The 22860-nt window shown below is 53.7% G+C and carries 22 protein-coding genes; 13 read left to right on the forward strand and 9 right to left on the reverse strand.

Features of this window, described 5'->3' with window-relative positions:
- Window positions 1-225: 225 nt before the first annotated feature.
- Window positions 226-852 carry a membrane-bound lytic murein transglycosylase EmtA gene (emtA, locus tag PMPD1_RS09565; RefSeq protein WP_173633818.1) on the forward strand — a complete coding sequence of 209 codons (627 nt, stop codon included), beginning with the start codon at window positions 226-228 and terminating at the stop codon, window positions 850-852.
- Window positions 853-890: 38 nt separating this feature from the next.
- Here the strand turns inward: emtA and PMPD1_RS09570 are convergent, their stop codons facing one another.
- Window positions 891-1625 carry a flagellar brake protein gene (locus tag PMPD1_RS09570; RefSeq protein WP_173633819.1) on the reverse strand — a complete coding sequence of 245 codons (735 nt, stop codon included), beginning with the start codon at window positions 1623-1625 and terminating at the stop codon, window positions 891-893.
- 212 nt (window positions 1626-1837) lie between these two features.
- Here PMPD1_RS09570 and PMPD1_RS09575 point away from each other — a divergent pair, with 212 nt between their 5' ends.
- A complete protein-coding gene (locus tag PMPD1_RS09575) occupies window positions 1838-2035 on the forward strand; it encodes an ElaB/YgaM/YqjD family protein (RefSeq protein ID WP_173633820.1) in 198 nt (65 codons plus the stop codon).
- Between the two features lie 10 nt (window positions 2036-2045).
- The gene (locus PMPD1_RS09580) at window positions 2046-2294 is read left to right on the forward strand and encodes a GlsB/YeaQ/YmgE family stress response membrane protein (RefSeq protein ID WP_173633821.1); all 249 of its coding nucleotides are present in this window, start codon (window positions 2046-2048) and stop codon (window positions 2292-2294) included.
- Window positions 2295-2344: 50 nt separating this feature from the next.
- Here PMPD1_RS09580 and PMPD1_RS09585 read toward each other — a convergent pair whose 3' ends face one another.
- From PMPD1_RS09585 to PMPD1_RS09595, 3 genes are all read right to left on the reverse strand, one after another.
- Window positions 2345-4483 carry a TonB-dependent siderophore receptor gene (locus tag PMPD1_RS09585; protein WP_173633822.1) on the reverse strand — a complete coding sequence of 713 codons (2139 nt, stop codon included), beginning with the start codon at window positions 4481-4483 and terminating at the stop codon, window positions 2345-2347.
- Between the two features lie 304 nt (window positions 4484-4787).
- Complete coding sequence (treA, locus tag PMPD1_RS09590) at window positions 4788-6464, reverse strand: alpha,alpha-trehalase TreA (RefSeq protein WP_173633823.1); 1677 nt, start codon at window positions 6462-6464, stop codon at window positions 4788-4790.
- 551 nt (window positions 6465-7015) lie between these two features.
- Entirely contained in the window at window positions 7016-7678 is a 663-nt protein-coding gene (locus PMPD1_RS09595; RefSeq protein WP_173636173.1) for a GntR family transcriptional regulator, read from the reverse strand.
- A gap of 129 nt (window positions 7679-7807) precedes the next feature.
- Here PMPD1_RS09595 and PMPD1_RS09600 point away from each other — a divergent pair, with 129 nt between their 5' ends.
- The 7 genes from PMPD1_RS09600 (at window position 7808) to PMPD1_RS09630 (ending at window position 14833) form a co-directional block, all read left to right on the forward strand.
- Entirely contained in the window at window positions 7808-8491 is a 684-nt protein-coding gene (locus PMPD1_RS09600; RefSeq protein WP_173633824.1) for a DUF2848 domain-containing protein, read from the forward strand.
- A gap of 10 nt (window positions 8492-8501) precedes the next feature.
- Window positions 8502-9869: an amidase gene (locus tag PMPD1_RS09605; RefSeq protein WP_173633825.1), complete on the forward strand. Its 1368-nt coding sequence runs from the start codon at window positions 8502-8504 to the stop codon at window positions 9867-9869.
- Window positions 9866-10498, forward strand: a complete 633-nt coding sequence (locus tag PMPD1_RS09610) for a DUF4286 family protein (protein WP_173633826.1) — start codon at window positions 9866-9868, stop codon at window positions 10496-10498. Before PMPD1_RS09605 ends, PMPD1_RS09610 begins: the two co-directional genes overlap by 4 nt.
- The gene (locus PMPD1_RS09615) at window positions 10498-11823 is read left to right on the forward strand and encodes an MFS transporter (RefSeq protein ID WP_173636174.1); all 1326 of its coding nucleotides are present in this window, start codon (window positions 10498-10500) and stop codon (window positions 11821-11823) included. Before PMPD1_RS09610 ends, PMPD1_RS09615 begins: the two co-directional genes overlap by 1 nt.
- Window positions 11824-12262: 439 nt before the next feature.
- A complete protein-coding gene (locus PMPD1_RS09620) occupies window positions 12263-13159 on the forward strand; it encodes an ABC transporter substrate-binding protein (protein WP_173636175.1) in 897 nt (298 codons plus the stop codon).
- A complete protein-coding gene (locus PMPD1_RS09625) occupies window positions 13156-14079 on the forward strand; it encodes an amino acid ABC transporter permease (RefSeq protein ID WP_173633827.1) in 924 nt (307 codons plus the stop codon). The genes PMPD1_RS09620 and PMPD1_RS09625 overlap by 4 nt, the downstream gene beginning before the upstream one ends.
- Complete coding sequence (locus tag PMPD1_RS09630) at window positions 14072-14833, forward strand: amino acid ABC transporter ATP-binding protein (protein ID WP_173633828.1); 762 nt, start codon at window positions 14072-14074, stop codon at window positions 14831-14833. Before PMPD1_RS09625 ends, PMPD1_RS09630 begins: the two co-directional genes overlap by 8 nt.
- An 81-nt stretch (window positions 14834-14914) precedes the next feature.
- Here the strand turns inward: PMPD1_RS09630 and PMPD1_RS09635 are convergent, their stop codons facing one another.
- From PMPD1_RS09635 to PMPD1_RS09655, 5 genes are all read right to left on the reverse strand, one after another.
- Window positions 14915-15349, reverse strand: coding sequence for a hypothetical protein (locus PMPD1_RS09635; RefSeq protein ID WP_173633829.1), 435 nt, complete (start codon window positions 15347-15349; stop codon window positions 14915-14917).
- Window positions 15327-15716 carry a polymorphic toxin type 44 domain-containing protein gene (locus PMPD1_RS09640; protein ID WP_173633830.1) on the reverse strand — a complete coding sequence of 130 codons (390 nt, stop codon included), beginning with the start codon at window positions 15714-15716 and terminating at the stop codon, window positions 15327-15329. Before PMPD1_RS09640 ends, PMPD1_RS09635 begins: the two co-directional genes overlap by 23 nt.
- A 177-nt stretch (window positions 15717-15893) precedes the next feature.
- Window positions 15894-17210 carry an MmgE/PrpD family protein gene (locus tag PMPD1_RS09645; RefSeq protein ID WP_173633831.1) on the reverse strand — a complete coding sequence of 439 codons (1317 nt, stop codon included), beginning with the start codon at window positions 17208-17210 and terminating at the stop codon, window positions 15894-15896.
- Window positions 17207-18364: an amidohydrolase gene (locus PMPD1_RS09650; RefSeq protein ID WP_173633832.1), complete on the reverse strand. Its 1158-nt coding sequence runs from the start codon at window positions 18362-18364 to the stop codon at window positions 17207-17209. The genes PMPD1_RS09645 and PMPD1_RS09650 overlap by 4 nt, the downstream gene beginning before the upstream one ends.
- An 11-nt stretch (window positions 18365-18375) precedes the next feature.
- Window positions 18376-18906 (reverse strand): GNAT family N-acetyltransferase, encoded by a 531-nt coding sequence (locus PMPD1_RS09655; RefSeq protein WP_173633833.1) that lies wholly within the window; start codon window positions 18904-18906, stop codon window positions 18376-18378.
- A 270-nt stretch (window positions 18907-19176) separates the two neighbouring features.
- Between PMPD1_RS09655 and PMPD1_RS09660 the strand changes: the two genes are divergently transcribed.
- From PMPD1_RS09660 to PMPD1_RS09670, 3 genes are read left to right on the forward strand one after another with little or no spacing between them, the layout of a single operon-like run.
- Complete coding sequence (locus PMPD1_RS09660; protein WP_173633834.1) at window positions 19177-20247, forward strand: iron-containing alcohol dehydrogenase family protein; 1071 nt, start codon at window positions 19177-19179, stop codon at window positions 20245-20247.
- A 47-nt stretch (window positions 20248-20294) separates the two neighbouring features.
- On the forward strand, window positions 20295-21596 hold the full coding sequence (locus PMPD1_RS09665; protein WP_173633835.1) for an LLM class flavin-dependent oxidoreductase: 1302 nt from the start codon (window positions 20295-20297) through the stop codon (window positions 21594-21596).
- A 17-nt stretch (window positions 21597-21613) separates the two neighbouring features.
- Complete coding sequence (locus PMPD1_RS09670) at window positions 21614-22813, forward strand: aminotransferase class I/II-fold pyridoxal phosphate-dependent enzyme (protein ID WP_173633836.1); 1200 nt, start codon at window positions 21614-21616, stop codon at window positions 22811-22813.
- Window positions 22814-22860 lie beyond the last annotated feature (47 nt).

The following is a 22860-nucleotide window of genomic DNA, read 5'->3' on the forward strand; positions in this document are numbered from 1 at the left end:
CTGTGACACGGCATCCATTTTTTGAGCAATGTCGGCTTTTTAAGCGCCGCGTCAGGAATCCTTTTTCCCTCTTTGCGGTCCAATTAACCCGATAATGACGAAAAGTGGGCGCTAAGTCATCATTGCCCGCTGTTTTCTAAGCAATTCAGATAAACGGTAATAGTTAAAAGCGGGTCGCCAGGTAACATTGGCGAGGACTATACAAGCTCCGGGGAACAACACAGCGTGAAAATCCGTTCGCTTATTCTATCTGCGCTTTTGCTGGCAGGCTGCGCCAGTGAGCCTCCAAGGCAAACACCACCTGAACCACAGACGCCGTTAACCAAGGCGCCGCCGCAAAAAGTTTCCCAGGCATGGTCGTTATTTACTGAAAATGCCGCCAGCCACTATGGCGTTGATGAGCGATTAATTAACGCCATTATTAGCGTTGAGTCTGGCGGTAATCCTACGGTAGTGAGCCGTTCTAATGCGGTGGGTTTAATGCAGATTAAAGCCTCAACGGCAGGGCGAGAAGTGTACCGCGCGCAGGGGCTCAGAGGTCAGCCTTCCAGCGCCGAATTGCGCGACCCGGCGCGGAATATTGATATTGGCACTGCCTATATTCGCTTATTACAACAACAGGCGCTGGCCGGTATCCACAACCCTGAAACGATGCGTTATGCCACTATCGTCTCCTATGCAAATGGCGCTGGCGCATTACTGCGCACTTTCTCATCGAATCGCGATCGCGCTATTGCGATGATTAATGCCATGTCGCCGGATGAGTTTTACCATCATGTGCAGGAGAAACATCCGGCCGCGCAGGCGCCACGCTATTTGTGGAAGGTCACCACCGCTTATCGCACAATTTAAGCGTCGAAGCGTCAGCGTGGCCGGTCAGCGCATGAAGGTTACTGAAAGCGGTTTGCTTTGTCGCGCGCGAGGCGTTCCAGTGCAAAAATCACCTGCTGTAGTTGGCGTTCCTGGCCGGGCGCCAGGCGGGTAAAGCGGAAACTCAGGCGCGGTATGCTCAGGGTTTCATTTTTACTGCTTACCGTCGTGCGTTGACCAATTTGTAATAACTGGGCATCCACCTCGAAATGTCCATATTCCCCCAGTTCGACACGTAACTGCTTCAGGGTTTCTCCCAGGCGAAGGTTTTCCGGCAACTGGCCATCAACCAGTACGCCGATACCGCCGAGGGATAAATCTTGTAAACGAAAACGGGCCGGCGTGCCGTCAGGCCATTGCGTATGGCAATAAAATACCGGGTCGAGCGGCGCGTGAACACGGAAAAACTCGCGGCGCTGAATTTGCCATAGCACGTCCGGCAGCGGCGCGCTGAAAGCCGGTAGCCCTTCGTAGGTATCTGCGTGCAGAGTGGGTAGGGCGAATTCTACTTTCGCGCCCTGTGTTTCCGCGCTGATATGCAAATTCTCTGCGTCCAGCGCAACCTGGTTATCATAGGTATTGCTGCCGTAGTCAATCATCAATTGTTCACGATCGACAAACAACAGGCGGCTAATAAACTGGCCGCGGGTATGTGAAACCATGACCGGCGTTTGGTCACGTAAAATATCGCGCAACACACCTAATACGGCTAATGTACCACGCTTAAGGTACTGTTCTTTATCGACCTCTTTCACTTCCTGCTCCAGTTGGATTATTCAGCCATGATGTAGAGACACGGTTATCGCTTTGTTATCGGCCATTGTGCGGCAGACTTTAGCCTGAAAAGGTTGATCTGCTTAAAATACGCTCGAAAAGAACGTCGTAAATCACACGGTTAGAAACTTCGCCTATACTTACCCTCAGCAAGTTGAGCACAACACGAGTAGGAATCGACAGGAGACGCGGAATGTTTTCAAAACGAGACGTTCGTAAAGGTCTGGACACTGTCCAGACACGTTCACGTGATATCGGCGGCGATATTCGTGATGAGTTACAACAGGCAGCAGGGTGCTCTTGCACTTATTTAAAGAATAACCCATGGGCAGGGGTCGGGCTTGGCGCCGCGCTTGGGTTAGTCGTTGGCGTGTTAATTAGTAAAAAATAAGGAGCAGGATATGGGAATCCTTTCATGGATTATTTTTGGGCTGATCGCCGGTATTATCGCAAAATGGATTATGCCCGGTAGGGACGGCGGCGGGTTTATCATCACCGTGGTTCTGGGGATTATCGGTGCGGTCGTCGGCGGTTGGATCAGTACCTTCTTTGGCTTTGGTAAAGTCGATGGTTTTAACTTCGGTAGCTTCGTGGTCGCGGTAATTGGTGCGATTGTGGTGCTGTGGATTTACCGTAAAGTCAGAAGTTAACGTTACGCTAACTGAATCCAAAAGGGAGGCTAATGCCTCCCTTTTTACGTTTAGAAATCGTAGCCAATCGTGGCAACAATCGAACGTTCCGCGCCCCAGTAACAGTAGCCGGTGCCGTAGCAGGCGGCGACATACTGACGGTCAGTAAGGTTATTCGCATTCACCTGCACAAATGCCCCTTTTAGTTTACTGTTCCAGGCACCTAAATCGGCGCGTACTGAAGCGTCAAACAGGGTGGTGGAGGGCAGACGGCGGGTATTTTCGTTATCAGCCCACTGCTTACCAATGTAGCGAACGCCAGTGCCGACGCTGATACCGTAATCAAACTGATAACGCGCCCACGCGGTAGCAATCGAACTTGGCGTTACATACGGCGTATTACCACTATTGCCATCCACCGCATCTTTAAAGCGCACCCGGTTCCAGGTATAGCCCGCAAGGGTGCTCAAACGAGGCGTCAACTGAGTATGCGCCTCCAGTTCAACGCCCTGAGAGTGCACCTTACCGGCGGGGACATAGGTGGCAGTGATAATATCGCGGTTAGCGACATTTTTTTGCGTCAGATCGTAAACCGCCGCGGAGTACATATTATTAGTGCCAGGCGGTTGATATTTAACCCCGGCTTCATATTGTTCGGCGGTGGTGGGTTTCAGCAAGTTACCGTCAGGGCCGGAGAGCGCAGCCGGGGTAATCGCCTGGCTGTAGCTGACATAAGGCGAGATACCACTGTCGAAAGCATACAGCAACGCGGCGCGTCCGCTCACATGATCGTCGGAACGGCGGTAATGGGTATGGTCGGTATCATTGGTGTTTTGCGACACAATCCGATCGTAGCGCCCGGACAGATCAAGGTGCCATTTATCCAGTGTCATCTCATCTTGCAGATAAGCGCCGGTCTGGTAATAACGGCGCGTTGATTGATGCGCACTGATACCCGGAATGCTCAGGCCCGCATCGGTCCAGAGATGATTGCCGCCGATGCCGGTTACCGCGTTCAGCGGGTCGGCAAACGCGCTGGCATCCCACAATTTATTGCGATACTGATGATATTCACCGCCGAGCACCACTTTATGCTCCAGCCTGCCGGTGGCGAAATCTGCCTCCAACTGGTTATCTATCGCCACCGCATCCAACGAAGAGCGTTCCCCGGAATAATAGCGACTGAGTGAGTTACTATTACCGATCCAACCAATTTGATACACCTGATCCTGATTGACATTGGAGTGGGTATAACTGGCATTAGAGCGAAACGCCCAAGTGTCATTAAAACGGTGAGAGAACTGGTAACTATAGATCTGCTCGCGACGTTTAAACTGGTCGAGCGAGCTTTCGCCATCGTAAAACCCATTGCTTAACTTATAGCCGTTATGGCGGATGATACTGCCTTCGCCGGGTACCGCACTATGATAGCCGCCAGAGGGATCTTTTTGCAGATAGGCTTTTAACTCAAGCGAAGTGTCTTCATCCGGTTGCCACAGTAATGATGGAGAGATGGCATAACGCTCTTCGCGTGTATGGTCATATTGTGTATCGCTATCACGCGTCACGCCGGTTAGACGAAATGCCCATTGATCATTAATCGCATTGGTATAATCGAACGCGCTACCGGTGGTGTTATTGGTTCCGCCCATCAGACGGAAATGCCCCTCTTCGCTAAATTGTGGACGTTTAGAGGTCATCATTACCAGCCCGCCGGGAACGGTCTGACCATAGAGCGCGGAAGAGGGGCCTTTAACCACATCCAGTCGCTCCAGGAACCAGGGATCGATTTGTAGCGCGTTATAACTGCCGCCATCGCTCATCAACCGCAGGCCATCAAGGAAGGTATTATCGACATCGCCGCCATGGAAGCCACGCAGTGCAATGGTTTCATAACGGTTGGCGCCCCCGGCGAAATTGGTAAATACGCCGGGGGTATAGTTTAGCGCCTGGTTAACGTTAAGCGCGCCTTGATCTTCCATTTGCTGGCGCGTGACCACTGAAACCGACTGACCGGTAGTGATTAACGGCTCGTCGGTTTTGGTCGCGCCTTTACTGGTTTTTGCCGTATAGCCTGAAGTGGGAGAATCCGCCGTTTCAGTTGGTTGTGCGCTAACAACCAGTGTCCCTTCAGCGAAAGAAAGCGCGGGCATCGCCAGCGCAAATGAGCAAAGTAGAGCAGAACGCTTTACTGTAAAAGCCATTCTCATGGTTTATTCCTAATCTGACCTGTGTGATAAAAGCCGGAAACGCAGAGGTTTTTGACGGCGCGAACCGAAAGATAAATACTTATTACTCGTCTATCTATAACTCTAATGATAATTATTATCTTTCTCGTTTACCGATTCAAGCATTGATTTTATTAATATATTCTCTTGTAAACAGCAGGGGTATGCAGGCGAGATGCGCAAGATAGAGAAGAGAAAGTTGTGGTGGAGGGGTAACATTCTGCCGGAAGAGCAGGAGGTCCACAGAGGGGCGAGGCTCAACCCGCCCCTCTAAGCTAATGAAAAATCACGGAGCGGATGGTTTTAAATCGCCAACATTATTACAGGTAACGTCTTTCGGACAGTACATATCCATCAGTTTCAGCGTCACGCCATTTGTCCAGCCAAAACCGTCCTGCAATGGATATTCACCGCCGCCCCCGCCGCCTAAACCTTTCCCTTCAACCACGTATTTTTCCACCAGTTTATGTTCCCGGTCATAAGTGGTTTGTACGTTGTTGAGGAAACGCAGCCCAATCTCTTTAGCCAGCGTTTGCTTGCCGTAGTGGTTCAGACCTTCAACCGCGACCCATTGCAACGGTGCCCAGCCGTTTGGCGCATCCCATTGCTGGCCGTTATTCACATTGGTGGTGACTAAACCGCCTTCTTTAACCAACTGTTTTTCAACCGCGGCGCTGGTTTTATCGGCCTGGTCAGGCGTGGCAACCTGTAGATAGAGCGGGAACAAGGCTGCGGCGGTCAATTGAGGCCTTATGCGCGCTGTTTTCCAGTCATAATCGGCATACCAGCCCGCCTGCGCATTCCATAAATAGCGATTAATTGCCGCCTGACGTTTTTCCGCCAGGGCGGCAAACCGTTGGCTGGCATCCGCTTGTCCGGCGACTTTACTGGCATGAGAAAGCGTCTGTTCGAGGTGGAACAACAACGCATTGAGGTCAACCGGTACAATTTGCGTGGTATGAATGGTCGAAAGGTCGTTAGCTTTCTCAAACCAGCGTGAGCTAAAGTCCCAGCCAGACGCAGCGCCGGAGCGTAAATCACGATATAGCTCAGCTTTATTACGGTTTGGCGCTTTCTGCGCGGTCGCAATATCGTCCATGTAAGATTCGGTACGCGGAACATCGCGTGCATCCCAATAGCGGTTCAGCAGCGTGCCATCTTTCAGCTTAACCACACGCTTATCGGCGTCGCCAGCTTTCACCTTGTCGGCATCGGCCATCCAATAGTTGTACTCCTTTTGCAACTGCGGCAAATACTTGCTGTAGACGCTCTCTCCATCATGCTGCGCCAACAAATCAACCATCAAGCTAAAGAACGGCGGCTGCGAGCGGCTGAGGTAATAGCTACGGTTACCATTTGGAATGTGGCCATATTTATCCAGTTCGTACGCGAAGTTATCCACCATATCCTGTACGCGATCCCAATGGCCGCTCTCCGCCAACCCTAGCATGGTGAAATAACTATCCCAGTAATAAACCTCGCGGAAACGACCGCCGGGAACCACATACGGTTTCGGTAACGGCAGCAGTGAATCATGCGGGCTGGCTTTATCGGTGGTACGAGTCAGCACCGGCCACAGGCCATTGATATGTTCGCGCAGACTTTGACCGGCAGGCGGGACATATTTTTCGCCGGCGCCGGGCAGAATAAAGTTACCGGCAACAAAATGCTTAAGGTCGAAATTCCGTTGATTCTTCTGCATCCGCCAGTCTGCGAGGATCGAAGCGGGATCATATTTAGGTACCGCATCGGCAAAGGTTTTTTGGTCAGGATAAAATTTCGCGGCCTGAACCGCATAGTAGAGCGGGCCTAGCACAATGTCTGGCGGTTGTGGCGCGTTGCTCAACATATGCTGACTTTGGTCGGCTTGCGCCCAGGCATTTGCGCCCGCTAAAGCGGCGCTGATAAATAAAGGTAGTAGCAGAGCACCTTTCCATTGACGGTTAGCGACGGTTTTCATCATGGGTTCTTCTCCTTGTCCAGACCAAGCATGGTCTGTAAGTTATTGACCATGCTAAAAACTTTAGACGAGATTTTATTTTTTTCCTGCAAGCGGCGCGGGAAGTGTGAGGTGGGTACGGCTTTTTGGTGGGATGCTGGCTGAAAAGAACCTTCAGCCAGGCTGACCTTTTGGCTGCGGGTAATAGGGTGCTCACCTTAACCTGGTGCAGCGGTGTGGGTGTTGACCTTCCCGAGGCATTAGCGCCGCTGAGACTGAACCGGTTTCCAGGACGAGGCGACACGACGTCGCCGAGAGCAAGCGCCGCGTCGGGAACGCGTCGCGCCCGGTCCGTCGGAAAATGGTGAAGGCGAAGGTACCCGCGCCGCGGGCGAAGCGCCTGCCGGTAGCGCGGATTGTTAAGGGCCACGCTTATGGCCCTTGACTCGCTCGCCCTTCAGGCGAGAGAAACGCCGTTGATTTTTCAGATTTCAGCAACCGCTAGAAACCAACCCCCCGTTAAGGTCAACGGCGTTCCGGCCACCGCTCCGCGCCAGACGGCGAGAGAAACGCCGTTAGCGTGCCACCAACGCTTGTTTAAACGACATAATATGCGCGCGCGTTGCGCTATCAGCCGCAGTTGCATCGCCCGCCGCTAACGCCTCAATTATCGCGTTATGCTCATCAATAACCTCATGCATATGCACTTCATTCGATAAGGTTGTCGCCCAAAAGCGCTGCGCCTGGGCGTGAATCACACTGAGAATATCAATTAAACGACGATTGGCGGCGACGGTGGCTAAATGGTGATGAAATTGCCGATCCAATAACATCATATTGATACGGTCACGCTGCTGACGCGCCCGATCAATTTGCAGATTCAACTGACGCAAATAGCGAATATCTTCTTCACTGATGCGTTGCACGGCGAGACGAATACACAGTGCCTCATTCGCCAGGCGAACCTCGATCAGTTCCAACGCATCATCAATCGATAATGGGGAAACCATCACCCCTTTGCGCGGAATCACCTGAAGCAATCCTTCGGCTGCCAAACGATGAATCGCCTGATTAATTGGCGTGCGGCCCATCTCCAGATCGGCCATGACCTGCGCGGTATTTAAATAGTCTCCGGGCTTATAAACCAAGGTAATGAGGGCCTGTTTAAAGCGTAAATAAGCCAATTCGTTTAGCGATAGCGTGCGCGTATTTTCCGGGAATTCAGTTCCGCTCTCCATAACTTCGCTTCTCACTTTTTACTCCCGCAATTTGAACTCTTCCACATTCTACACAAAAGATGGCACAAAAATCGCCTGTTTTAAGCTAGAGTGAAATTTCACAGTGATTTTTAACAAAGGTTTTACACGATGAAACTGCATTTTAGCCGTGACAATGCTGCAAATGATTTGATTGAAGTTGATATTAATCAATTAATTATAGCAGGATGGACTGGAAGGGATCGTGAAGCCATCATGCACCACATTAGTGAGCTGGAAGCGCTGGGTGTGCACCAACCTAGTGCAGTGCCACTGTTTTATCGCGTGGCAACCAATCAACTTTCACAACAACAACAGATTGAAGTCGTCGGCGGTAATACCTCCGGAGAAGCGGAACCGTTTGTGTTTACCCATCAAGGCGAACTGTATGTTTCGTTGGCGTCTGACCACACTGACCGCCAGCTGGAAACCCATAGCGTGGCGTTATCCAAACAGATTTGCGTTAAACCTGTTGCGCATCAAGCGTGGCGGATGCGTGAGGTCGCTGCGCATTGGGACCAGCTAATACTGCGTGCCTGGATCCGCGAGCAGGGCGAGTGGGTGCTGTATCAAGAGGGCACGCTCTGTGCATTACGTACCCCGTTTGATTTGCTGGAGAACTATCTCGCCGGTCAGCCGCTACCGGAAAACGGCCTGGCGATGACTTGCGGCACGCTGGCGGCGATTGGCGGCATTCGGCCCGCGACCGAGTTTCGTATGGCGCTGGTTGATGAGCAACGCGGATGCAGTATTACGCACCACTATCGCAGTGTTGAACTGCCGATTATTGCCTGAGGAGGAGCCGATGACACGTTCTCTGTTGCAGGTAACCCGCGCGCTGGCGGCGGGTGAAGTGGATGCCGCCACGTTGACCGAACAGGCGTTAAGCGCAATCGGAGATACGCAAGGTGAGGGGCAGTTAACCTTTACCCGGCTGTATGCGCAAGAGGCGCGGGCGGCAGCGGCGCAGGCGGATAAACGTCGCCTTGAGCAGCGTCCGCGCAGCCCGCTGGATGGCGTGCCCATTTCGATTAAGGATTTGTTCGACGTTGCCGGGGAGCCGACAACCGCCGGTTCGCGTGTGCTATGTCATGCAACGGCGGCATCAAAAGATGCGGCGGTGGTTGCTCGCCTACGGCAGGCTGGCGCGGTGATTGTCGGTAAAACCAATATGACCGAGTTTGCCTATTCCGGATTGGGCGTGAATCCGCACTACGGAACGCCCGCCAATGCCTTCGATCGCGCACAACGCCGTATTCCCGGCGGCTCCTCTTCCGGCGCGGCCGTTTCCGTTAGCGACGGGATGTGTTTTGGCGCAGTCGGTACCGATACCGGCGGGTCGGTACGTATTCCGGCGGCACTGAGCGGCCTGACCGGCTATAAACCGACTGCCCGCCGTATTGATCGTGCCGGGGTCCTGCCGCTTTCTCCGGCACTGGATGCCGTAGGCGTGATTGCGCATGACGTGCGTAGTTGTTTACTGCTGGATAGCGTCATTGCCGATACTCCATTGTTAACCCAAGAAAAATCCTTACGTCATGCACGTTTTGCCTTACCACAAAGCGTGGTGCTGGAGGGGCTAGACGCCGGGGTAGAAACCGCCTGGCACGCGGCACTCGACACCCTGCGTCAGGCGGGGGCCACGCTGGAGTGGTTGCCGATGGAGGAGTTTAACGAGGTCGCGGGCTTCAACGCGGGCGGCGGTTTTACCGCGCTGGAGTCCTGGCAGTGGCACCGCACATTAATTGAGCAGAATGCCGCGCAGTATGACCAACGGGTACTTTCGCGTATCCGTCGCGGCGCGGAGTTAACCGCAAATGATCGCCAACTACTCGAGCGGCAGCGTGCCGACTGGCAGTGCCGGGTGGCGCAAAGGCTGAACGGCTATGATGCGATGCTGATGCCAACGGTACCGGTTATTGCACCGACTATCGCTGAACTGGAGGCTGACGAAGCACACTACTTTGCCCTCAATGGCGCGATGCTGCGCAATCCCTCGTTGATTAACTTCCTTGACGGCTGTGCCGTCTCTTTACCTTGCCATACCGCAGGTCAGGCACCGGTCGGGCTGATGTTGGCCGGTTTACCGCTGCACGATAACGCCGTAATGAGCTGGGCGCTCTGCATTGAACACGCGCTGGCACACTCACACACCACGGGAGACACCCCATGAATACTGCTGCTCAGGGAATGCTTTTTGTTGCGACGGATGTAGCACCGGCCGAAGAAGCCGATTTTAACCAATGGTATGACCGCGAACATGTCGAGGAGCGCGTCGCGATTGAAGGGTTTCTCAGCGGAACGCGCTATCAAGCGCTCGACGCCACGCGAAAATATTTAGGGCTGTATAAAACGCGCACGTTGGCAACCTTTCGCAGTGCAGCCTATCACGCGGCCTTTACCCGACAAACTCAGTGGTCGGTCACTCACCTGAATAACATGGTCAACCCGATGCGCCGGGTGTGTGCCATTGAGGGGCGAGTCGGGATCGGCACCGGCAGTCATCTCAGTATCCTGACCTGTCATACACCACTGTCCAGTGAAGAGGCTCGTCATTTAGGTGAACGGATGCTACGTGAGAACGGTTTTATCACCTCAAGCCTCCTGTTACCGGACGCCGAACTCAGCACGCCGCTGCCAAAAGAGGCTGCCGCGCCGCGCGCAATGAACGCCATGCTGCTGATTGAGAGCCGAGAAGCCGCATGTGGCGAGCGGCTTGCAGAACTGGCGTGCCGGGAGATTAATGCCGAGGCGCAATTTTACGCGCTGAGCTGGCAACTCACCCACCAGGAGAGAACATGATGAGCCTGTCAAACACCGACCATCCGACGCATAAGACGCGCGCCGAAGAGGCGACCAGCCAGCCGCCAAAAACCGGTCGCCTGGCGGCGGCCAGCGCAATCGGCACCGCGCTCGAATGGTATGACTTCACGGTCTATAACATCATGGCGGCGCTGATCTTTAACCATGTGTTCTTTCCTTCGTTCGACCCGCTGGTGGGAACTATCCTCGCCTTTTCAACGTATGCGGTAGGCTATGTCTCGCGCCCGATTGGCGGCATGCTATTCGGCCATCTCGGTGATGTGCTGGGGCGACGTTTTGTACTGGTTACTACGTTAGTGATTATGGGCGTGACCACTGGCTTAATGGGCCTGCTGCCGGGCTACGCCGCTTGGGGAATTTGGAGCCCACTGCTACTGGTTTCCTTACGGTTTATACAAGGTATCGCCTTGGGCGGAGAGTGGGCCGGCGCGGTACTGCTGGCGATGGAGCATGGCAAAGCGCACCAACGTGGACGCAATGCCTCATTCGCCCAGGTTGGGCCATCGTGCGGGACATTGCTGGGCACCATTTTTATTACGCTTATCACCGTCGCGCTTTCCACTGAACAGTTTCAGCTATGGGGCTGGCGCATTCCCTTCCTGTTGAGCCTGGCGCTGGTGATCTTTGGATTATGGCTGCGCCGTGGCGTAGGCGAAACGCCGGCCTTTTTGCAACTGGAAAAGAACCACAGCACCACCCACACGCCGATAAAAGAGGTGTTTTTACACCATCCGCGCGCCTTGCTGATTGCCGGTGGCTCGCGGATTGGTTCCGATGTGTTGTATGCGCTGGTGGTGGTATTTACGCTGACCTATGTCACCACGGTACTGCACCTGCCACGTCCGTTAGCCTTAACCGCTACCATGCTGGGGGCGATCGGGAATGCGATTACCGTACCGCTGTTTGGCGCGTTATCGGATCGGCTGGGACGTCGCCCGGTATATATTGCCGGGGTGCTGTTGGCGATGGTATGGGCGTTTGTCTTTTTTATCCTGCTGGATAGTACGCATCCGGTGCTGATTTGCTTGTCAGTGATTGGCGGGTTACTGATTCATGCGGTGATGTACGGCCCGCAAGCGGCGTTTGTCACTGAGCAGTTTCCGGTACAGGTGCGTTATGCCGGTTCTTCACTGGCCTACACGCTGGCAGGCATTATTGGCGGTGGTTTCGCACCCTTGATTATTACCAGTTTATATAAAGAGAGCGGCAGCACGCTGTGGGTCTCGGGATATGTAATATTAACGCTATTGATAACCTTAGTTGCATTATGGAAGGCGAAAGAAACCGCGCATCAGCCGTTGTGATGCCGAAAAATGCGCCCAATCGGCCCAGGCTGATTGGGCAATCAATCCGTACTGCTGGATGTCGTCACCAGGCCGGTTATCGGGCTACCGCCGTTAGACCAAAAGGTTATGGTTAAGAAAAAATCGTCACAACGTCGTGCAACATCCCATCGGACCGCCTACAGACTAACCCCGCTTTAGATAACGCCTGACGCGCGATGCCCGTTTGAGCAACGCAGGACGCCTCCGCTGCCGGGTTCTATTGCTGATAATCGGCAATCGATAGCTGTTTTTTGCATTTGTGATCGCTGCATATCTTCACTGAGAATGTCACCAGAACGTTAAGAGGATGAAAAAACCTTTCGCCGCGCGGCTAGCGGGCGGCACAGGTGAAAAATACATCGCTACCTCAACGCTTTTTCCCGACGGGAAATATTTCAATATCAGGAGAAAGGTTCCAGTGAAATTCGCCAAAGGAATAACGCTTTTCGCCCTTGCTTTGGGGGCGCACACCGCGTTTGCCGCCGAACCAGCCGTCCCGACAGCCAGTTCATACCATGTTCAACCCGATCCGCAATTAAAAAGCCTGCTACCGGCTGATGTGGTTAAGCGCGGTTATGTTGTGGCGGGCACCAACCCCAATACGCCGCCGACCACCTTCTATAAGGAAGACAACAAAACGCTGGCCGGGCGTGAAATCGACATTATGAATGCGGTGGGCGAACGGTTGGGTATCCAGGTACAGTGGCGCGATACTGGCGGCTTTGACAACATCATCCCAGGTTTAAAAACCGGTCGCTACGATGTCGCGCTCTCGAATGTTAACGCCACCACCGAACGTTTGAAACAGATCGACTTTGTCAGCTACTACGATGCCAGTCGGCTCGGCATTATTTCCCGTAAAGATGCCAATATTCCGCCGTTTAAAACGCTGGACAGCGTGTGCGGCAAAGAGAGCGGCGCCGGTTCGGGCACTACCCAGGTTACGCGCCTGGAGGAGGCTGGCAAAGCGTGTGAAGCGGCAGGCAAACAGCCAATAAAAGTTTCGATCTTTCCCGACCGCCCGGCAGGCGTGCAGGCAGTCGTTAGCGGACGCGTGCCGATGTTCCTTGGGCCGTATGAAGGCTTGTTGTGGCAGGTGAAAGTGATTAAGCCGCTGACCATGAGCGGTATCATCACCGTTAATGATGCGCCGGTTTCGATTGCTTTCTCGAAGGATTCTGCGTTAGAGCCTGCGGTACAGGCTGCGCTTAACTCGCTAATAAAAGACGGTAGCTACCAAAAAATCCTCGATAGCTGGGGCATCGGCTTTGGCGCGGTCAAAGAAGCCAAACGTAATCAAGAGATTTTTAAATGAGTGAGTTGCAGGGCCACACCGATGATTTAAAAATTGTTGGCAAACGCTACTATGGACGCTGGCTGAGCGCGCTGGTGGTACTGCTGTGCGTGGTGGCAATGGCGCACTCAATGATTAATAACCCACGCTTCGAATGGAGCGTGATTGCGGAGAACTTTACCGGCGCATCGATCTTGCAAGGCGTCATTATGACCCTGCAACTCACCGCGATTTCGGTCATTCTTGGCTTCGCGTTTGGCACCGTGCTGGCACTAATGCGCCTCTCCTCTAACCCGGTATTGGTCGCGGTCAGTTGGGCCTATACGTGGTTTTTCCGCGGTGTGCCAATGCTGGTGCAATTGTTCCTCTGGTACAACATTGCCGCGCTCTATCCTTCAATTTCACTCTCACTACCGGGGCTGGGCGAAATCTGGAGCGCGCAGTCCAACGCGTTAATCAGCCCGTTCAGCGCGGCGGTAATCGCGCTGGTGATGCATCAATCTGCCTATGCGGCAGAAATTGTGCGTGCCGGAATTCAAAGCGTAGGTAACGGTCAATTGGAAGCCGCGCGCGCATTAGGTTATCGACCGGCACAGATTTTCCGTCACACCGTATTACCGCAGGCGATGCGTGCAATAATGCCGCCCGCCGGTAATGAGATTATCGGGCAGTTGAAAACCACGGCGGTGGTGTCGGTGATTTCACTACAGGATGTGCTGTTCTCTGCGCAGATTATCTATCAGCGAACCTATGAAGTCATCCCGCTGCTGCTGGTGGCGACATTATGGTATCTGTTGATGACGTCAGTCTTATCGGTTGGTCAATATTATGTGGAGCGCTATTTTGGCCGTGGCGTAACGCGCCGGGAAAAACGTAGCCTGTTGCAATCACTGCCGGGTCTGTCGGTCTCTAAAGCGGAGAGGAGCGTCAGCAATGGCTGAAGCGATTGCATTACGTAAGGTGACCAAGCGTTTCTCCGGCGTCACCATTCTCAATGAAGTCAACCTCGATATGCCGGCCGGTTCGGTTACTGTTATCCTCGGGCCGTCAGGTTCGGGAAAATCTACGCTGCTGCGTTGCATTAATCATCTGGAAAAACTGGATGGCGGAACCATTCGCATCGGCGGTGAAATTATTGGTTATCGGCAGAAAGGGCAGGCGCTGCATGAGCTGAACAGCCGTGATATTGCCCGCCAACGCGCCGAAATTGGTATGGTGTTTCAGCAGTTCAATCTGTTTCCGCACCGCACTGTGCTGCAGAACATCATTGACGCGCCTATGCGGGTCAAAAAGCACAGCCGCCAGCAGGCCACTGACAAAGCGCTGGCGTTGCTAAAGCAGGTGGGGTTAGCGGGGCGTGAAGATGAGTGGCCGCAGAATCTGTCCGGTGGGCAGCAACAGCGCGTCGCGATTGCGCGGGCATTGGCAATGGATCCCGGTGTGATGTTATTTGATGAACCGACATCGGCGCTCGATCCGGAACTGGTGGGAGAAGTGCTGCAGGTGATTAAGCAGTTAGCGCACTCCGGTATCACGATGGTGATCGTCACCCATGAAATTGGCTTTGCGCGGGAAGTGGCTGACAATATTGTGTTTATGGAAGGCGGCAAAATTGTGGCGGCGGGGCCAACCGCTGAGGTACTTAATGACCCTGAAAATGGGCGGGTCAGAAACTTTATTGCAACGGTGCTTTAAGCACCGTTTTTTATATAGAAAACCCGAGCCAGGTTGGACGTTCTGTAAAGCTTTCGACTATAAGTCAATTATAAAAGCCCCTTAGTTAATACAAAAAGAGATATGGGCGTTAACTTGGTGGTTATCTATCGAATAGCTAATTGTATTATTAAGAGAATATATCTTCCCACTATACACAACATTGATGTTTTCATTATCAGTAGTATTTATGCTGCTGATACTGCCATTTCCAGTTAGAAACGGTATTTCATCGTTCAGTTTTTTGATAATTACTTTATTGTTTCCGATGATTTCTCCCGCCAAATAAAAGCGATAGATGATTGGTACGGTCGCGTTACCCTCTCTGTTTATGGTGGTGTATAGCCACAGGCGGTCATTAATTTTATAGCTGTGTTGTAGCTCATCTCCAGAACGACTATCGCTTGTATGATTCAGGTAGATGAAACCACCAACCAGAATCAGCAGGAAAATGGTCAAAAGACCATGCATCCATTTAATAACCGTTCTGGTGTGCATACTCAATTCCTTCTCTGATATATCGTTGGTCGGTTGGGTCATCACCATAAGGCGGTTTTTGATACCAGAGCCCCCATTCAGATTTAGAGGTACCTGCATGACTTTGAGCCCATCCAGCTCCCATTAAAAGGATATTTTCAGGTATACCTGCTGCTGTGCCGGTTGCGCCAAAATTGAAATTTCCAAAGTTGGCAAAGTAAGGGTCGAATTGTTTGTAATCCCAACGCCCACGGTTCCTGACCATTGTATAGAACCAATAATAAGTTGCTGCTGTTGCCATGTTTCTGGGCATGCCATTTCTACGGGCTTCGCGCATATTATTTCTGATTACCTGCGCGCCGGGGCCGATGGCTGGTACTGATGCCATAAAGTCGCCTCTATCCTTGTGAACGATGAGGTTATCCTACTAAGAAAGTTTGCTTCAAAAAACTATTGATTTAAATCTACTTATCACGCGGCTGAAATACTGACGGAATAACAGAGCCTTATAGGCGCATAAGAAAAACCTCCGGCTATGCCGGAGGATATTTTTTAGGATAGCTGGTCAAACGCGAAGAAAATGGAGCAAGACGTTCAAATCAGACGTCGAGCGTAGTGTGCTGCACTGCAACAATTGTTGCTGACGCGCTGGCGTTTCCTGTTGCAGCGCCAGATGCAGTTTACCCGCGACATCAACCGGGTCCGCCAGTGATTGCTGGCGTGTACGTCGTTGCGAGAGTTGCGTGCCATCGCGCAAGGTTAGCGTCACTTGATGAAAGCGTAACGCCGGATTAAGTGTGTCCGGCGGCGCGGCGGGGTCCGGTACGCGGCGTACTTTGGCAGCCAGCGGCATCACTGCCTGGTTCAGTGCGCCTTCAGCAAAATCTTGCAGTCGGAGATCGTCATACATCAGCATGGCGGCAATCACATACTCCAGGCTGAAACGTGCTTCGATACCGTCGGTGGGAACACGTACCGACGCCGCGATGTCGCCGCCAGGCGGAAAAGCGACGCTAATCCCGACAATCTGATCCAACAGATGTTCAACCGAGTGACCCGCAGCCAGCCACTGGCGGCGTAAAATACGCGTTGCCTCTGCCGCGCTGTGCGTACCGGCGCAGGTCGGGAAAGGTTTAAATTCTAACCCCGGCGTGCTGATACGCCATGGCTGCCCCCAATCCGCCAGTAATTTTTCCGGGGATGCCTGTTGATTGCTACTGGCAGTGATAAACGCCTCAATCACGCCTGTCGGTCGGCCAGCGATTCCGGCTAATGTTAGCTGTGCGGCGGTAACCGCGCGTTCGGCGGCAAAACCGGCGTGCAGGGGTTTCACCGCGGAGCCAAACTGCGCGCGCAAACCGCTTGCCTCGGTAGCGGCAATCCCCAGCAGGGAAGCGGTGGCAATTTCGTCGAGCTGTAACAAACGCGCCAACGAGGCAGCGGCGGCAATCGTGCCGAGTGTCGCCGTATTGTGGTAACCCAACGCGTAATGCTGCTGGCTAACGGCGAGGCCGAGACGACCGGCTACTTCTACCCCGATGATATAGGCGTCGAGAAAAGTATCGACATCGGCAGGGTGCTGCTGCAGCCAGGCAAACAGCGCGGGTAAAATCACGACGCTGGGATGGCCACGAAAGTCAGGATGAAAATCATCAAAATCTAAAGCATGGCCCGCATAGCCAAGCAGTAGCGCATTGCTGCGTAGGCTGCCATCGCCATATACCGTGCGTAAGGCGGGTAAACCGCTATCCGGTACCTGACCTTGTAAGACAGGCCAGGTGACCGCCAGCAGATCGCAAACGCCGACCCGCGCAGCTTCGCGCGCCTCGGCATCGGGTTGGCTATGAACCAGACGTTCAACCAGCGCGGCGGTTAATGTCATGGCTGAGTACTCTGCAGGTTATGCAATGCCGCTACCGCCAGATTGGCGAGATAGCGTGATGTGGGGAACAGCACCTCATCATTGACCCGAAAGGCCGGATGATGCAGCGCATAGGGTTCGCCGGTACCAATCATCATAAACGCGCCGGGGAGTTGCTGTTGGTAAAAGGCAAAGTCTTCGCCAATCGGGCTGGCTTCCACCACCCGCGCGTCAAAACCGCTTTCTGTCGCCTGCTGCAACGCAAAATCCGCCCAGTAGGCATCATTCACCACCGATGGCGGCCCGGCATGCCAGTTAAAGCGGACTTCCGCCGCAAAGGCGGCGCCAATACCCTCTACCAGTTCGCGAAAGCGTTGCTCAATGCGTTCACGCGCGCTTTGTGAAAAGGAGCGCACCGTTCCTTCCAGCCAGGCGCTATCAGGGATAACATTCCAGCTACTTCCGCTATGAATCTGTGTAATCGAGACCACGGCGTTATCGGCGGAAGAGACATTGCGGCTGATCAGCGTTTGGGCGGCGGCGACGATCTGTGCGGCAATCACAACCGGATCGTTGCCCTGATGAGGTTTAGCGGCATGGCTGCCGGTGCCGGTAACGGTGATGTCGAAACGGTCAACCGCCGCGGTTAAAGGCCCGGCTTTACTGCCAATGACGCCCGCGGGGAGCGACGGATCGTTATGGATACCGAAAATAACTCGCGCGTCTTTCAATGCGCCAGCGGCAATCACTTGCGGCGCGCCCTGACCGGTTTCTTCCGCAGCCTGAAACAAAATGCGAACCCGGCCCGGCAGGCTTGCCTCCTGCTGTTTCAGTAAAATAGCGGCACCCAGCGCCGCCGAGCTATGGAAATCGTGACCACAGGCGTGCATCACGCCCGCGCGCTGTGAGCGATAGCTCAACTCGGTTTGTTCGTCGATAGGGAGCGCGTCAATATCACAACGCAGCACCACTAATCGGCCATTTTGCGGGCCCACTTCTGCCACTAAACCGGTTTCCAGCGAGAACGGCAGAACCCGAATCTGATACTTTTCCAGCTGTTGGCGAATGCGCTCGGTCGTTTCAAACTCTTGATTAGAGAGCTCAGGAAAACGGTGTAACTCGTGGCGAAAGGCAACGAGTTGTTCGCCTAACGCCTGGTAATTAAGATCGCTCATCGTCGGGTTCCTCAGGATACCGCCTGCCGCGTCAGCCAGGCGTCATGCGCGGCGGCATTCAGTACTTTTTTCATATACAGGGTAATGTGGCCTTTACCAAGGTCGGTGGTATGCATCGGCTGAAACCCGCGTTTTAGGTACATCTCCTTTAGCCACGGATGGTTGATGGCGGTACCCAGCGAGACCGCAGGCGCACGTAGCTGACCAATCAGAATTTGCTGCTCCAGCAGATCCTGAACCTGGCGACCATAGCGTTGGCCTGCATAGTCAGGATGAGCGCCGAACCAGCCAATATGCGGTAAGTTGAACGGCCCCGGTAGCGGCCCCCACGGATAGCGCACCGTGATGGAGGAAACCATCACGCCATTTGCATACAGCGCATAAACCCCGTGACGTTGCAGGTGAAGCCACGCTTTTTCGCGGTCGGCGCTGGCGGCGTCGAAGTGAATGCCCAGCGCTTTTACCGGCGCATAAGCGGCGTGCATCAGCGCCAGATAAGTTTCAACCTCATCTTCTCTGACCTGACGAAAATCGAGTGACATGCATATCCCCGGAAATACCGCCGCAAGGACGGAATAATAAAGGCAATAATTAGTGTTAATAAGATTAACAGTAAACAGGATAGGTTCTATATCTAAAAAATAACTAAGCTAAGATTATTTTGTGAAATTGAAAACCGTGATTTTTGATTGCTTAAATCGTTATTTACCGTAGTATGCAAAAAATAGACAGCGCTATAACAAATTCGCATTAAGCGACTGAAATAGCGTGGATTTATTTATATTTCTTCCTCTTTTTATCAGGGTGACGCCGTGTTAGCGATCAAATCTCCGCGTGCCTACGCACATGAAGTGGGTTTGCGTGCACGCACCGGTGAGTTTATTAAGCCGTATGCCACGCATATCCGTATTTTTACTTCCCCGCAGGCTTGGCAGGCCGTGAACCCGGAATTAAGCCAAAGCTTAGATGCCAATGGAATTCGCTGGGAATGCGAATATCTGTCTGGTGAATGTACCGACGATGCGATTGCCACCCTCAAAAACCATGTTGAGCAACAGCAAGCCGAACTGCTGCTGGCGATTGGCGGCGGGCGCGTACTGGATACCGCCAAAGCGGTCGGTAGCCAATTGCCCGACCTGAAGGTCGTCAACTTCGCGACAGTAGCGGCAACCTGTGCGGCTTGGTCACCGGTAGCGATCATTTACACCGAGCAGGGCGGCCATGTGCGTAGCCAGCCGTTGGCCAAAATGCCCGAACTGGTATTGGTGGATAGCGAGATAATCGCCCGCAGCGACGTACGTTATCTGCAGGCCGGTATCGTTGATGCTTTGGCAAAATATTATGAGTTCTATCCTTACCAGCGTCACAACCCGAATGATTTAGCGCTGAACCTGAAAGTGATGACCGCGCAGCGGGCGCTGGAGACTTATCGTCAGTTTGGCGCGCTGGCGGTAGCGGCTAACCAGCAACAGCAGGTCACGCCGGCGTTGGTGAAAGTGATTGACGCCAATATCGTGTTGGCCGGTTTGGCGAACAGCGTGCGTGACACCTTGCCCACGCCGGGCTTTGCGCATGCGATTCATAATCGTCTGACCCATCAGCCTGAGCTTCATCACTGGCTACATGGCGAGAAAGTCGGTTACAGCCTGTTGGTGCAATCGCTAATTGAAAATAACGCTGAACCCGATGCGGAACTCTTGGCATTGTTGCGCCAGTATGCGATGCCGCTCCAGCTTCCGCCGCTAACTGGCGATCGCGTGGCGACCATGCGCGCTATCGCTGAACAAATCAAGTTCCCGTCCGCTAGCGCAGAACGCCTGCCGTTCCGTATTTCGCCAGCGGTACTGGAGCAAGCGTTATTGGCGACCGATCGCACCTTTTAACCCGCGCGACGGCGCGCATTTTACTTGTATATTGACCAGGACATTTTATGGACAGTTCAACCCCACAGCGTCACTTACGACTGGGCCTCTTTGTACAACCGGTAGGGCAACATGTCAGTGGCTGGCGTTTGACTGAGCAGCTGGGCGATCCCACCGATATTGACTGGCTGATTACCCTCGCGAAAAAAGCCGAAGCCGGTAAGTTTGACCTGTTTTTTGTCGGCGATGCCCTGGCAACCAGCATGTACCGCCTTCCTTCGACTATGGCGCGTCTGGAGCCGCTCACCATGCTGTCGGCGCTGGCGGTGAACACCAAACGCATTGGTCTGGCGGCAACCGCCTCCACCACCTTTAGCGATCCGTTCACCATGGCGCGTAGTTTCTCTTCGCTCGATCACATCAGCCGCGGGCGCGCCGCCTGGAATGTGGTGACCTCATTTTCTACCGATGTCGCGCGTAACTTTAGTCGCAGCGACATGCCGAATCATGCGGAACGCTATGCGCGGGCGCGTGAGTTTCTTGAAGTGGCCTATAAGCTGTGGGAAGGCTGGGAAGAGGGCGCGGTACAGCCGAACAAAGAGACCGGCCAATACTTTATTGATGACAAAATTCGGCCAATCAACCATCAAGGCGAACATTTCCAGGTTCAGGGGCCGTTGAATATTACCCGCTCGCCGCAGGGACGGCCGGTGATTATCGAAGCCGGTTCTTCTGCCGATGGGCAAAAATTGGCGGCCGAAACCGCCGAGGTGGTGTTTACCGCCGCGGCCAGCCTGGAAGAAGCGCAGGCCTTCTACCGTTCGCAAAAAGATCAGGTTATTGCCGCCGGGCGTAACCCGGACCATGTGGTGATTATGCCAGGCGTGATGCCGATTATTGGCCGCACACGCGCTGAAGCGCAGGCCCTGTGGAAAGATTTAAATGCGCGCGTCGATATCGATAATGGCCTACGCCAATTATCGCTACGTTTCAATATGGATCTCAGTCACTATCCGCTGGATGGCCCGGTACCGGAAGTTCCGTTGGGCGAAGGGAATCAGAGCCGGGTGAAACTGATGACCGAATTGGCGAAACGTGAAAATCTCACCCTACGCGAATTAGCGGCGGTCGCCGCCGGTTCACGAGGTCACCGCGTCATTGTCGGTACCGCCGAAGATATTGCCGATGATTTTGAGCGGTGGTTGGCGCAGGGCGGCGCGGATGGGTTCAATATCATGCCAGCGATTATGCCAGAGCAGCTAGACCTGTTTATTGAATGTGTGATCCCGGAGCTGCGCAGTCGTGGGCTGTTCCGCGATGACTACGCGTTCGCCACCCTCCGTGAAAACCTCGGTTTGCCGGTTGTGTAATGACACAGGAATATAACATGGTCACTTTATCGAAGCGTGTACAGTCGGTGTCGCTTTCAGCCAATGCGGCGGCGCGTCAGTTGACGCGTCAGCTTAAAGAGCAGGGCGTGGATATTATCGATCTCACTACCGGCGAGCCGGATTTCGATACCCCGGCCCATATTCGTCATGCGGCGGTGGTGGCGATGGAGGCCGGGGAAACCCGCTATACGCCGACCAACGGCACTACGCCATTGCGTAGCGCAGTAAAAGACAAACTGGCGCGTGAAAATAACTTGACCTATGAGTTGGCGCAAATTGCGATTGCTAATGGCGCCAAGCAGATTATTTTTAACGCCTTCGCTGCGACGCTCAACGAGGGCGATGAGGTGATTATACCGGCGCCTTACTGGCCAACTTTTCCTGACAGCGTGCGTTTCAACGGCGGCGAAGCAGTGGTGGTAGCCTGCCCGCTGGCGCAGCAATATAAATTGCGACCGCAGCAGTTGGCCGAGGCCATCACGCCTAAAACACGCTGGATGGTGCTTAATACGCCGGGTAATCCTTCGGGCATGGTGTACCAGCGTGATGAGCTTATCGCGCTCGCCGCCGTGTTGCGAGACCATCCTAACGTATTGATTATGTTGGATGAGCTTTACGAGCACATCCTGTTTGATGAGCGTCAGCATGTGAGCCTGCTACATGTCGCGCCGGATTTGGCGGCGCGTACTCTGCTGGTGGGCGGGGTATCGAAAACCTACGCGATGACCGGCTGGCGCATTGGTTTTGGCGCCGGCCCGCAGCAATTAATTGATGCGATGACGGTGGTGCAGTCGCAAAACAGTTCCGGCGCCAGCGCCGTCAGCCAGGCGGCGGCGGTCGCCGCATTGAATGGTGGTCTGGCGTTTTTGCCCGCGCAGCGTAACGCTTACCAGCAGCGCCGTGACGCCATTATGGCATTGCTGAGCCAAATTGAAGGCATTGAGGTGCTGAACCCGGAGGGCGCCTTTTTTATCTTTTGCCGCTGTGCCGGTCTGTTGGGTAAAACCCGCCCGGATGGTAAGCCATTGAGCAGTGAACAAGATGTGCTGAACTATTTGTTGGAGCAGGGCGTTTCCGGCGTGGCGGGCGCGGCTTATGGTTTATCGCCATACTTTCGCCTGTCGATTGCCACCGATATTGAAAGCGTCATCCGGGCTGGACACCGCGTGGTGCATGCGTGTGCCGCATTGCGTTAAGCGGCATTTACCCGTTTATCTGATACAGAAAAGGCCCGCATTCCATT

Source organism: Paramixta manurensis, from assembly GCF_013285385.1.
Taxonomy (GTDB): Bacteria; Pseudomonadota; Gammaproteobacteria; order Enterobacterales; family Enterobacteriaceae; genus Paramixta; species Paramixta manurensis.